This is a genomic window from Sideroxydans sp. CL21, assembly GCF_902459525.1.
Lineage (GTDB): Bacteria > Pseudomonadota > Gammaproteobacteria > Burkholderiales > Gallionellaceae > Sideroxyarcus.
Map to the genome: position 1 here is coordinate 1,458,682 of NZ_LR699166.1, position 12,623 is coordinate 1,471,304.

15 protein-coding genes are annotated in these 12,623 nt (G+C 56.9%); all 15 read left to right on the forward strand.

Annotation, left to right across the window (positions count from 1 at the left end; translation table 11 throughout):
- Positions 1 to 1,272 (forward strand): flavodoxin-dependent (E)-4-hydroxy-3-methylbut-2-enyl-diphosphate synthase, encoded by a 1,272-nt coding sequence (gene ispG / locus QOY30_RS06870; protein ID WP_283743886.1) that lies wholly within the window; start codon positions 1 to 3, stop codon positions 1,270 to 1,272.
- An 8-nt stretch (positions 1,273 to 1,280) separates the two neighbouring features.
- Positions 1,281 to 2,552, forward strand: coding sequence for a histidine--tRNA ligase (gene hisS, locus QOY30_RS06875; RefSeq protein WP_283743887.1), 1,272 nt, complete (start codon positions 1,281 to 1,283; stop codon positions 2,550 to 2,552).
- A gap of 10 nt (positions 2,553 to 2,562) precedes the next feature.
- The gene (locus QOY30_RS06880) at positions 2,563 to 3,201 is read left to right on the forward strand and encodes a YfgM family protein (RefSeq protein ID WP_283743888.1); all 639 of its coding nucleotides are present in this window, start codon (positions 2,563 to 2,565) and stop codon (positions 3,199 to 3,201) included.
- Positions 3,198 to 4,328 carry an outer membrane protein assembly factor BamB gene (gene bamB / locus QOY30_RS06885; protein WP_283743889.1) on the forward strand — a complete coding sequence of 377 codons (1,131 nt, stop codon included), beginning with the start codon at positions 3,198 to 3,200 and terminating at the stop codon, positions 4,326 to 4,328. The genes QOY30_RS06880 and bamB overlap by 4 nt, the downstream gene beginning before the upstream one ends.
- Positions 4,329 to 4,334: 6 nt before the next feature.
- Positions 4,335 to 5,732 carry a ribosome biogenesis GTPase Der gene (der, locus tag QOY30_RS06890; protein ID WP_283743890.1) on the forward strand — a complete coding sequence of 466 codons (1,398 nt, stop codon included), beginning with the start codon at positions 4,335 to 4,337 and terminating at the stop codon, positions 5,730 to 5,732.
- A 42-nt stretch (positions 5,733 to 5,774) separates the two neighbouring features.
- Entirely contained in the window at positions 5,775 to 6,476 is a 702-nt protein-coding gene (locus QOY30_RS06895) for a hypothetical protein (protein ID WP_283743891.1), read from the forward strand.
- 92 nt (positions 6,477 to 6,568) lie between these two features.
- Entirely contained in the window at positions 6,569 to 6,700 is a 132-nt protein-coding gene (locus QOY30_RS06900; protein ID WP_283743892.1) for a hypothetical protein, read from the forward strand.
- Between the two features lie 61 nt (positions 6,701 to 6,761).
- Entirely contained in the window at positions 6,762 to 7,010 is a 249-nt protein-coding gene (locus tag QOY30_RS06905) for a DUF6364 family protein (protein ID WP_283743893.1), read from the forward strand.
- Positions 7,000 to 7,437, forward strand: coding sequence for a TA system VapC family ribonuclease toxin (locus QOY30_RS06910; protein ID WP_283743894.1), 438 nt, complete (start codon positions 7,000 to 7,002; stop codon positions 7,435 to 7,437). Before QOY30_RS06905 ends, QOY30_RS06910 begins: the two co-directional genes overlap by 11 nt.
- Before the next feature lie 144 nt (positions 7,438 to 7,581).
- A complete protein-coding gene (gene hfq / locus QOY30_RS06915) occupies positions 7,582 to 7,812 on the forward strand; it encodes an RNA chaperone Hfq (protein ID WP_283743895.1) in 231 nt (76 codons plus the stop codon).
- On the forward strand, positions 7,812 to 8,954 hold the full coding sequence (gene hflX, locus QOY30_RS06920) for a GTPase HflX (RefSeq protein WP_283743896.1): 1,143 nt from the start codon (positions 7,812 to 7,814) through the stop codon (positions 8,952 to 8,954). The genes hfq and hflX overlap by 1 nt, the downstream gene beginning before the upstream one ends.
- A 22-nt stretch (positions 8,955 to 8,976) precedes the next feature.
- Complete coding sequence (gene hflK / locus QOY30_RS06925; RefSeq protein ID WP_283743897.1) at positions 8,977 to 10,170, forward strand: FtsH protease activity modulator HflK; 1,194 nt, start codon at positions 8,977 to 8,979, stop codon at positions 10,168 to 10,170.
- Positions 10,170 to 11,048 carry a protease modulator HflC gene (gene hflC / locus QOY30_RS06930; protein ID WP_283743898.1) on the forward strand — a complete coding sequence of 293 codons (879 nt, stop codon included), beginning with the start codon at positions 10,170 to 10,172 and terminating at the stop codon, positions 11,046 to 11,048. Before hflK ends, hflC begins: the two co-directional genes overlap by 1 nt.
- Positions 11,049 to 11,054: 6 nt before the next feature.
- Complete coding sequence (locus QOY30_RS06935; protein ID WP_283743899.1) at positions 11,055 to 11,240, forward strand: DUF2065 domain-containing protein; 186 nt, start codon at positions 11,055 to 11,057, stop codon at positions 11,238 to 11,240.
- A gap of 202 nt (positions 11,241 to 11,442) precedes the next feature.
- Positions 11,443 to 12,600, forward strand: coding sequence for an ATP phosphoribosyltransferase regulatory subunit (locus tag QOY30_RS06940; RefSeq protein WP_283743900.1), 1,158 nt, complete (start codon positions 11,443 to 11,445; stop codon positions 12,598 to 12,600).
- Positions 12,601 to 12,623: the final 23 nt, after the last annotated feature.

Below are 12,623 nucleotides of genomic sequence, written 5' to 3' on the forward strand. Positions count from 1 at the left end.
ATGAGTCATCCTCCTATCTCGCGTCGTTCGACGCAGCGCGTGCTTGTTGGCGATATTGCTATCGGCGGCGATACAAATATCGTTGTGCAATCCATGACCAACACCGACACTGTCGATGCGGAAGGCACGGCACGCCAGGTATTTGAGCTGGCGCAGGCCGGTTCCGAACTGGTTCGTATCACGGTGAATACTTCAGAAGCTGCCGTTCAGGTTCCGCGTATCCGCAAGATGCTGGATGACATGGGGTGCGACGTGCCGCTGATCGGCGATTTTCACTACAACGGACACCGCCTGCTGACCGAGTTCCCAGAATGCGCGCAGGCGCTGGCGAAATACCGCATCAATCCCGGCAACGTGGGCAAGAACCGGAAAGGCGAGGATCAGTTCGCCATGATGATCGGGGTGGCCAGGCAATACGACAAACCGGTTCGCATCGGTGTGAATTGGGGCAGCCTGGATCAGGACCTGGTGGTGCGCATGATGGACGAGAACGCCAGGCTGGCGCAGCCCAAAGAAGTTGCAGAGGTCACACGCGAGGCGCTGATCGTTTCCGCGCTGGACTCTGCCCGGCGCGCCGAGGAACTGGGTCTGGCACATGACCGCATCGTGCTGTCCTGCAAAGTCAGCGGCGTGCAGGATCTGATCGCCGTATACCGGGAACTGGCGAATCGTTGCGACTACCCCTTGCATCTGGGCTTGACCGAAGCCGGCATGGGTTCGAAAGGCATCGTGGGTTCCACCGCGGCGCTGGCGGTGCTGTTGCAGCAGGGTATAGGCGACACGATACGCATTTCGCTGACGCCCGAGCCGGGCGGCGCACGCACGCAGGAAGTGGTGGTGGCGCAGGAGATCTTGCAGACCATGGGATTGCGTTCGTTCACGCCGATGGTCACCGCATGTCCCGGATGCGGACGCACGACGAGCACCGTATTCCAGGAGCTGGCCCAGAGCATCCAGAATTATCTGCGCCAGCAGATGCCGGTATGGCGCGAACAATACAGCGGCGTGGAAGAGATGACAGTCGCGGTGATGGGATGCATCGTCAACGGACCCGGCGAAAGCAAGATGGCCAACATCGGCATCAGCCTGCCAGGTACGGGTGAAAATCCGTCCGCACCGGTATATGTGGACGGTGAAAAAGTCACGACCTTGCGCGGCGACCGCATCGCGCAGGAATTCCAGCAGATCGTGGACGACTATATTGTGCGCAACTATGCCAGACGCGCGCCGGGCGAGAAGGCCGGCAGGCGCATCGAGATCAAAGCGGTTTGAGTAAGCAGATGAGCAACGAAACATTACAGGCCGTGCGCGGCATGAACGATATTCTGCCGGACGAGGCAGGTTTATGGCTTTGGTTCGAGGACACGGTGCGAGACTGGCTGGAAGGCTACGGCTATCGCAATATCCGCATGCCGCTGGTGGAGCCGACTGCGCTGTTCAAGCGCGCCATCGGTGAAGTCACCGATATCGTCGAGAAAGAGATGTACAGCTTCGAGGACAGCCTGAATGGCGACCAACTGACGCTGCGCCCCGAGGGGACAGCTTCCTGCGTGCGTGCGGCATTGCAGCACAATTTGCTGTATAACGCGCCGCAGCGTCTATATTACGGCGGTGCGATGTTTCGCCACGAGCGTCCGCAGAAGGGGCGCTACCGCCAGTTTCACCAGATCGGCGTGGAAGCGCTGGGTTTTGCCGGGCCGGACATCGATGCCGAGCAGATCGTGATGTGCGCGCGGCTCTGGAAAAAATTGGGCATTGGCGATGTGGCCTTGCAGATCAACTCGCTGGGAGATGCGGCTTCCCGCCAGCGTCACCGCGAAAAGCTGATCGCCTATTTCGAGCGGCACAAGGACGCGCTGGATGCCGATGCGCAGCGTCGTTTGCACAGCAACCCCTTGCGTATCCTGGATACCAAGAATCCGGCCATGCAGGAACTGGTGAGCGCGGCACCGAAACTGATGGACGAACTGGAAGAAGATGCCATCGGGCATTTCGAGGCAGTGCAGGCGATCCTTAAACAACATGGCATCGGGTTCGAGATCAACCCGAGACTGGTGCGCGGACTGGACTACTATAACCGCACAGTGTTCGAATGGGTCACGACACGCCTCGGTGCGCAGGGAACAATCTGTGCCGGAGGCCGTTATGACGGCCTTGTCGAGCAGATCGGCGGGAAACCGGCACCGGCGTGCGGGTTTGCAATGGGGGTGGAACGCCTGCTGGCTTTGTTGCAGGAAAGCGGCATGCAGAACCCCGCTGCGCCCCTGGATGTATATGTGGTGCATCAGGGCGAGCAGGCGCGGAGTCTGGCCTGGCGTGCGGCAGAGGATCTGCGCGATGGCGGGTTGCGCGTGCTGTTGCATTGCGGCGGCGGCAGCTTCAAGTCGCAGATGAAAAAAGCCGACGGCAGTGCGGCAGTATGCGCGGTCATCATCGGCGATGACGAAGCGGCAGCGAATGCCGTCATGCTCAAACCCTTGCGCGGGGGAGCAGAACAACAGCGCGTTGGAATGGATGATTTGCAGCAAAAAGTTCGTGAATTGATCAAGTGAGGAAATGAAAATGTCTAGTTTGGATCTGCAGGAACAAGAACAGGTGGATGAGCTCAAGGCCTGGTGGAAAGAAAATGGCAAGTGGGTCATTGGCATTCTGGTGATCGGCCTGCTCGGTTTTTCGGGCACCATGTACTGGAAAAACTACCAGTCCAGTCAGGCTGCGGAAGCTGCGAAACTGTATGCCGAAGTGGTCAAGCAAGCCGCCTCCAACGATGCCAAACGCATCGGCGACGCGGCGGATGCGCTGGTCAGCCGCTATGGCAGCAGCGCTTACGCGCCCCGCGCGGAACTGCTGGCAGCGCAGGCCAGTTTGCAGGCACACGATGTGGCGCATGCCACGGTGCAATTGCAGTGGGTGATCGAACATGCGAATGAAACAGACTTGCAGGATACGGCACGCCTGAAACTGGCGAGCGTATTGCTCGACGAGAAAAAATACGATGACGCGCTCAAATTGCTTGACGCCGCGCATCCCGAGTCTTTCACGGGGCTTTACGCCGATCTTCGGGGCGATGTGTTGAGCGCACAAGGCAAGACAGCCGAGGCGCGTGCCGCATACCAGCAAGCCTACGATAAGATCGATGCCAAGAACTCATATCGCAACCTGATCCAACTGAAAATGGACGGCCTGGGCAACGCCAAATGAAATTGCAACGTCAATTCGCCGTCATGCTGCTGCCTGTCTTGATGGCTGCCTGCAGCAGCGACAAACCGACCATAGAACCCACCAAGCTGGTGGATTTCAAGGCTACCACCAAGATTGACGTGCGCTGGAAAGCCGACGTTGGTGGCGCAGGTTTGAGCGAACTGTTTCCTGCGGTGACGCGCGAAGCGGTATTTGCGGCGAATGCAAAAGGCAATATCTTTCGTTTCGACCGCAATACCGGCAAACAGTCATGGCGTATCGATAGCGGTTTTGAAATAACCGGTGGAGTTGGCGCGGGTGAAGGATTGGTATTGGTTGGCGGCGGGAAAGGTGAACTTGCCGCGTTCGACGAAGATACCGGCCAGTTGCAATGGAAGGTCAAGGTTTCAAGCGAGGTACTGGCTGCGCCCATGATCGCCGACGGCATTGTGGTGGTACGCACCGGCAACCAGCGCATCACCGGTTTGAGCGCGAAAGACGGCAGCCGCCTGTGGTTATATGAACGCGCTACCCCCACGCTGATCGTGCGCAGTCATGCCAGTGTGGTGATACGCAACGACCTGGTTTATGCGGGCTTCGCGGCAGGGAAATTGGCGGCGATCGGCCTGAAGAATGGCGTGGTGGTGTGGGAGTCCTCGGTTTCGCAGCCGCGCGGCAGCACCGAACTGGAACGCATCAGCGACATCACCAGTCTGCCGGTGGTGGAGGATGCCCAGGTTTGCGCGGTCGCCTTCCAGGGAAGCATGGCCTGTTTCGATGCCGTGCAGGGTGGCGCATTGTGGACGCGCGACATCGCCAGCGAAAAAGGCCTGGCGATTTCCGGCAAGAATCTGTATATCACCGATTCCGACAGCAATGTGCTGGCGCTGGACAAAAGCACAGGTGCAACAATATGGAAGAACAACCAGCTCACGAATCGCAAAGTAACAGCCGCTTACCCGCTGGACGACTATCTGGTGGTGGGCGATTATGAAGGCTACCTGCATGTGCTGAAAAGCGACGACGGCAGTTTTGTCGCGCGCAGCAAAACCGATGGCAGCGCGATCCAGGATGCACCTGTCACTCTGGGTGACGGTGCCTTGGTTCAAACCAGCGGCGGCGAACTGTACTCCATCGCTATCCACTAAAAGAAAATGTTACCTACTCTCGTACTCGTCGGCCGTCCCAATGTGGGTAAATCCACTTTATTCAATCGCCTCACGCGCAGCCGTGATGCGCTGGTGGCGGACTTGCCCGGATTGACCCGCGACCGACACTACGGGCGCGGTCGCGTGGGCGAACGGCCCTATCTGGTCGTTGATACCGGCGGTCTGGAGCCGGTCGCCAAGGAGGGCATCCTGCATGAGATGGCCAAGCAGACACGGCAGGCGGTGGACGAGGCGGATATGGTCCTGTTCATCGTCGATGGTCGGGACGGGGTAACGCCGCAGGACCGCATCATCGCCACCCAGCTGCGCAAGACAGGTCGTCCGCTGTTGTTGCTGGTGAACAAATCAGAGGGTATGCAGAGTGCGCGTGCCACCGTGGATTTCCACGAACTCGGACTGGGTACGCCAATCCCCATTTCTTCCGCGCACGGCGACAATGTCGCCGAGATGATCGAAGTCGCGCTGGATGAACTACCGGCCACCGAAGCGGAAGTCGAAGAAAAATCCGATCATCCAAAACTCGCCATCGTCGGTCGCCCGAACGTGGGCAAATCCACGCTGGTGAATGCCATTCTCGGCGAAGAGCGCGTCATTGCCTTCGACCAGCCTGGCACCACGCGCGATTCGATCTACATCGATTTCGAACGCGAGGGAAAGAAATACACCATCATCGACACCGCCGGCGTGCGCCGTCGCGGTAAAGTTGACGAGGCAGTCGAAAAATTCTCGGTGGTGAAGACGCTGCAGGCCATCGAGGATGCCAATGTCGTGGTGCTGGTGGTGGATGCCCGCGACCAGATCACCGAGCAGGATGCGCACCTTGCCGATTTTGTGCTGCAAGCCGGACGCGCGCTGGTGCTCGCAGTGAACAAGTGGGACGGCCTGGACGAATACAAACGCGACACGACCAAGCGCGACATCGAACGCAAGCTGCATTTCCTGAATTTTGCCAAGCACCACTTCATTTCCGCACTGAACGGGACGGGTGTGGATGCGCTGCTGAAATCGGTGAACCAGGCTTACACGGCTGCCATGGCCAAGCTTCCCACGCCGCAACTCACCCGGGTGCTGGAAGAGGCGTTGCAGAAGCAACAGCCGCCGCGCGTGGGCAGTTTCCGTCCCAAGATGCGCTATGCCCATCAGGGCGGCAGCAATCCGCCGCTCATCATCATCCACGGCAGCGCGCTGGACAAAGTGCCCGACAGTTATCGCCGTTTTCTGGAGGCGACCTTTTGCGATGCATTCAAGCTGCAAGGCACTCCGTTGCGCATCGAATTCAAATCCGGCAAGAACCCTTTCGCGGACAAGAAGCATGTGCTTACAGAGAGCGAGCAACGTGCCGCCCATCGCGCACGTATCCGCGGGCGCAGGCTGTACGGTTAGTTGCCATCAATTTTGCCGATTTTTTTATTGGGATAATCGAGCATGAACCAATCGGATAACGAGATGAGCGGTTTCTTGGCAGAACTGGCCAGTGAGGCGTCGCAAAAGCTGGAAGCGAAACGCGCACAGCAGCAAGACCGTCAGACGACGACACAAAGCGTGAATGATGCTCTGGAACGGTCGTTTCATTTTTTCAACCTGTTCACCAAACATTTGAATGCTCTCGAGCCTGACGTTCCCCGTATCTATGCGTTGGACGGCAGAGCCCAATTCTCCCGGTTGAAATGGAAATACGGGATGGTCGAATTTCGCAAGCAAAGCCTGGCGGATAATGCGCTGATGGATTATGTGAATTTTCAGGTACGGCTGACCGTTCCTGAACCGGTTAAAGTCACTCGCCGCTGGGAGCAGTATGACGAGTTAAAGCAAGATATACAGGCTTTCGGGCTGAAGCCGGTTGAAGACATGCATGAAATGTGGCGGAACCGCCCGCAGAAAGTGACCTTTCAGGTAAGTTTCGAGCCGGAGTTTCTGATCTGGATGCGTTTTCAGGGCAATTATGCTGATGGCACTGTCGATCTGGAATGTAATAACCTTGATGGTTTCGGTGAAATGAAGGCCAAGTTGAAACCTGAACAGTTGCAAGCCGGAACGTTTGACGATATTGGCCGATTTTTGATGGGGCGTTCAAGTTCACTGCCCCAAGAACTGGAACTGAAGCGTGACCTTTCCCGGAATCGGTAATCAGTAAGAAGACTTCTGCACTCGCTCAAGTAACGCTGATTCAAGCCGCAATAATAAGCAAGCAGCTAACATCCGCATTGCAGGAGGTCGAGATGAAATACTTATTATCGGGTTTGATAATCACACTGGTCTTGACGACATTCATGGTTGCTTTCATGACAAGCGCAGTCGTTGCAGAGTTGCGTGAGTGGGTCGCCAGGGGGCGAACCGGGCGCCGGGATTAATGCGAACAAGCGTCGAAGGCCCTTGCTTGACGATACATACAGAAATCTGTATTGTATTTGCATGAAAACCACTCTCGACATTAACGATTCCCTGCTTGCCAATGCGAAGGCTCTTGCTGCGCAGCAGCGAACAACCCTGACACGGTTGATTGAGGAAGGATTACAACTTCGCCTCCGCTCTTCCTCAGTCTCTAACAAGGTGAGTAAACAAAAAAAATTGCCAGTCTTTAAGGGACAAGGCGGGCTCGTTGTTGGCCTAAATCCGCTTAGCAATAAATCAATGCTGGATGCGGCTGACGATGACGCCTGATGTCAATGTGTTGATTGCCGCGTCACGGAGTGATCATCCTCAACACAAGATAGCCTATGCATGCCTGGATAAAGCCATAATAGCTTGTGCAGGAGGGGCGAGTCTGAAGCTGATGCCTATGGTTGTTGCCAGTTTTTTAAGGTTGGTTACAAATTCGAAAATATTCGTTCAACCAACACCAGTGGAAGATGCCGTGGGCTTTCTGGATGCGCTCCTGGAAGTTCCCGGAGTGGAAATACCATCGCTCGGGGCAGAGTGGCCGATGCTGCGCCAACTCTGCATCCAGAAAAGGTTGGCCGCGAACGATATTCCTGATGCTTGGCTCGCTGCTGCGGCAATTCAACTCGGCGAACACCTTATCACCTTCGATACCGATTTCAAAAAACTGCTAAGCCGGACTCAAGTGACCGTTCTTATTCCGGACTAACTTCCCAATGCTCAAGACAAAAGGATCCCAAGGGGAATCCGGGTGTCGTGACCGATTTGAAAAAGCGCTCAAGGCTACGAGCCCTTCCGTAGCAGCCTGTTTTCCAGTAAAGTACCCGCCCCAAGAACTACAAGAGCAAACAACATGAGTGCAAAAGGGCAACAACTACAAGACCCGTTCCTGAACGCATTGCGCAAGGAACATGTGCAGGTCGCCATTTATCTGGTCAACGGCATCAAACTTCAAGGCCAGGTCGAATCGTTCGATCAATATGTGGTACTGCTGAAAAACACCGTCACCCAGATGGTTTACAAGCACGCCATTTCAACCATCGTCCCCGCACGCGCCGTCACCATCCCGTACGACGCCGAGTAATGCACGAGTCAACGACTGCCGCCAATACGGCGGTGTTGGTCAGTCTGGATTTCGGCGCACCGGATTACGCAGAAAGTTTGGAAGAGTTACGTTTGCTGGCAGAAAGCGCCGGTGTGCGCACCCTTGCGCTGGTAGAAGGCAAGCGGCAACGCCCCGACGCCTCTACTTTTGCAGGCAGCGGCAAGGTGGATGAGATCGCAGCTTTGGTCGAGGAGCTGGAGGCGCCGCTGGTCATCTTCAATCACGACCTGTCTCCCGCGCAGATGCGCAACCTTACCGCCAAAATACAGACACGCGTGATCGATCGCACCATGCTGATTCTGGATATCTTCGCGCTGCGCGCGCAGAGCCACGAAGGCAAGGTGCAGGTCGAGCTGGCGCAGCTCAAGTATTTATCCACGCGTCTGGTCGGCATGAACATGGATATGGGGCAGCAGAAGTTTGCCGTGGGCGCGCGCGGCCCCGGCGAAACGCAATTGGAACTGGACAGGCGCAAACTGGATCGGCGGGTGCATCTGCTCAATGAGCGGTTGAAACAGCTCAAACGTCATCGCGAACTGCAGCGCAAGGCGCGCAGCCGTTCCGATGTGATGTCGGTCTCCATCGTCGGCTACACCAATGCCGGGAAGTCCACGCTGTTCAACCGTTTGACCAATGCCAACGTCTATGTCGCCAACCAGTTGTTTGCCACACTGGACACCACGGCACGCAAGATATTCCTGGAAGGCGACAGCCACCGGCAAGTCGTGCTGTCCGACACCGTGGGCTTTATCCGCCATCTGCCGCACGGCCTGGTGGCGGCTTTTCGCAGCACGCTGGAAGAGACCGCCCAGGCCGACCTGTTGCTGCATGTGGTGGACGTGAACAGCCCGGAACGGCACGACCAGGTGGCCGAAGTGAACAAGGTACTGGCCGAAATCGGGGCGCAGAATATTCCGCAGATCGTGGTCTACAACAAGATCGACCTGCAGGGCCTTGATGCGGGCGTGAAGCGCGACGAATATGGTAAAATCGCCAGCATTCATTTGAGCGCAATCACGGGTGCAGGTTTGGCCGAATTGCGGGCCGCGCTGGCCGAAGTGCGCGATACGCCTGAATCGGATGTGCAAGTGCAGGAATGGCATCCCCTGAATAACAATTGATTTGACCTAAAGGTAACGGACTATGGGATTGAACGACCCGCAATGGGGCAATAAAAACAGAGGCGGCCCACCTGATCTTGAAGAGGTGATGCGCAAAATCAATCGCAAAATCGAATCGCTGTTCGGCAAATCCGGTGGCGGTGCACCCAAGGGCGGCAACGGCAGCTCATTTGGCGGATTGGCCAACGGTATCGGTCTGATCGTGCTGATCGTCGTGCTGATCTGGATCGCCAGCGGTTTCTATATCGTTGATGCCAGCCAGCGCGGTGTGGTCCTGAGATTCGGCAAACAGGTGGAAATCACGGATGCCGGCCCGCGCTGGCATTTCCCGTATCCGATCGAGACGGTGGAAGTGGTCAACCTGAGCCAGGTGCGCATGGTCGAAGTCGGCTACCGCGACAATGTGAAGAACAAGATGCTCAAGGAATCGTTGATGCTGACTGACGACGAGAACATCATCGACATTCAGTTCGCGGTGCAATATTTCCTGAAAGATCCGGCCGAATTCCTGTTCAACAACCGCATGCCGGATGACAGGGAAATCGTGCGTCAGGTCGCCGAAACGGCCATTCGCGAGGTCGTGGGCAGAAGCAAAATGGACTTCGTTTTGTATGAAGGGCGCGAACAGGTTGCGGCTTCGACCACCAAGCTCATCCAGGACATCCTCGACCGCTACAAGGCGGGCATCATCATCAGCAAAGTCACCATGCAGAACGCACAGCCGCCGGAGCAGGTTCTGGCGGCATTCGACGACGCGGTGAAAGCCGGTCAGGACAGGGAGCGCCAGAAGAATGAAGGCCAGGCCTATGCCAACGACGTTGTGCCAAGAGCGAAAGGTGCCGCAGCGCGCCTGATGCAGGAGGCGGACGGTTACAAGCAACGCGTGATTGCCGATGCGGAAGGCGATGCCAGCCGCTTCAAACAGATTCTGGTCGAATATGAAAAAGCACCGCAAGTGACCCGCGAACGGATGTATCAGGACATGAAGCAGCAGATACTGACCAGCACCAGCAAGGTCATCGTTGACCAGAAAAGCGGCGGCGGCAACCTGTTGTATCTGCCGTTGGACAAATTGATCCAGAGCACCAATCCCGGCGCTGAGCCAGCCGCGGCCAAACCGACGGAACAACTTAATACTCCGGCAGCAGGCGAAGCGGCGGCTGTTCCTCCGCAAGGTCGCGAATCGCTGTTCGGTCGTGACAGGGAGGCCCGTTAATGAAACTGAATATGACTAATTTCCTGGTGGCATGCGTGGTCGTGCTGGTTCTGGCCAGCATGAGTTTCTTCATTGTCGACCAGCGTCAGACCGCCATCGTGTTCCAGCTTGGCGAAGTGATGCGTGTGGAGACAACACCCGGCATCAAATTCAAGCTGCCGCTGATCCAGAATGTGCGCTTTTTCGATTCGCGCATCATGACGCTGGACAATGCCGATCCCGAGCGTTTCATTACTGCCGAGAAGAAGAACGTGCTGGTAGATTCGTTCATCAAATGGCGCATCATCGACGTTAAGCAGTATTACATCAGCGTGGGCGGAGACGAGGCGCGTGCGCAGACACGTTTGACCCAGACGGTGAATTCGACGCTGCGCGAAGAGTTCGGCAAACGCACCATCCATGAAGTCGTGTCCGGACAGCGCGATGAGCTCATGCACATCGTCCAGGAAAAGACCGATCTCGATGCGCGCAAGATCGGCGTGGAAGTGCTGGATGTCCGCCTGAAACGTGTGGATTTCCCGCTGGAGATCAGCGATTCGGTGTATCGCCGCATGGACGCGGAACGCAAGCGCGTGGCCAACGAACTGCGTGCGACCGGTAATGCGGAGAGCGAGAAGATCCGCGCCGATGCCGACAGGCAACGCGAGGTGATTCTGGCGCAGGCGTATCGCGATGCGCAAAAGATCAAAGGCGAAGGCGATGCCAAGGCGACTTCATTGTATGCGGGCGCATTCGGCCGCAATCCGGAGTTCTATGCCTTCTATCGCAGCCTGGATGTCTACAAACTGGGCTTCAAGAACAAGAGCGACATCATGGTGCTGGATGCCGGCTCCCCGTTCTTCAAGTATCTGAAGGGCCCCGGCAAGGACGGAAAATAATTTCGCATGGGCAATTACTGGCTGGCGGCCTTGGGCTTGATGTTGGTGCTGGAGGGGATCATGCCGTTCCTGTTTCCCTCGTCTTGGCGCGAAACGCTGCGCAAGGTGTCACAATTTCAGGATGGTCAGGCCCGCTTCATCGGGCTGACGCTGATGTTATGCGGCGTATTGCTGATTTACTGGATCCAATAATGGAAATCTTTAAGAATCGTCGTGAGCGGTTTGAGTGCAAGGCGCACGGAGCGCAGCGAACGAGACATACCAAGCAGGTAGGTGAGGAGCGAGCACCGCGCAACGCCGCGAGCGGGAGGGTGGCGGCAAAGCCGCCGGGAACACACCGGCCTACCTCTTGCGGGTGCATCGAACCGCGCCACAGATTATTTAAGGTTTCCAGATGAATTGGCTGCTGCCGGAATATATCCAGGACATGTTGCCGGACGAAGCATGGCGCATCGAAAGCATACGCCGCGACGTGCTGGAACTGCTTCGCCGCTCCGGGTATCAACTCGTTTCGCCCCCTTTGCTCGAATATGCAGAATCGCTGCTCATCAACGACAGCGAAGACATGGACCTGCGCAGCTTCAAGCTGGTCGATCAGTTGAGCGGGCGGACGCTGGCTTTGCGTGCCGATATCACGCCGCAAGTGGCGCGTATCGATGCGCATCTGCTCAACCGCCAGGGCGTTACGCGTTTGTGCTACGCAGGTAGTGTGTTGCATACCCAGCCTGCCGGATTGATGCGCACCAGGGAACCGCTGCAAATTGGTGCCGAATTGTACGGCCACGGCGGCATCGAGAGCGATCTGGAAGTGCAGCGCTTGATGTTGCAGACATTGGCACTGGTGGGCATCGAAGGTGTGCATCTCGATCTGGGCCATGTCGCCGTGTTCCGCAGCCTGGTGAAGCACGCATCCATTTCCCCCGCACTGGAATCCGAATTATTCAACGCCCTGCAACGCAAGGATGTACCGGCCTTGCGCGGGTTGGTGGCCGACCTGCCACAGGATGTACAAACCGCATTCCTGGCTTTGCCCCAGCTTTACGGCGGCGTGGAAGTGATCGCCCGCGCCCGTTCGATCCTGCCTGCTTATCCTGAAGTGACTGCTGCATTAAATGAGCTGGAACAGGCGGCAGCCCATTTGAAGGCGCTTGCGCGCGGAATCGGCATCGACATGGCCGAGTTGCGCGGTTACCACTATCACAGCGGCATGGTGTTCGCGGTATATCACCCCGGTAGTCACGATGCCATCGCATTGGGCGGCCGTTACGACGACGTGGGTAAAGCTTTCGGGCGGGCGCGCCCGGCCACCGGATTCAGCATGGACCTGCGTCAATTGCATGGTTTGCTGGCCAAGCGCGAGCAGCCCAAAGCGATCCATGCGCCCTATCTTCAGGATGCGGAACTGGAAGCGACTATCGAAAAATTGCGGGCGCAGGGCAATATCGTCGTCATCGACCTGCTGGGCAATACCGAATACCAATCCGAATTGAATTGCGATCGCCAGTTGGTGTTGCGTGATGGCAAATGGGTCGTCGTCGAAATGAAAAATTGATGCTTGGAATATAGGGAAGAAAC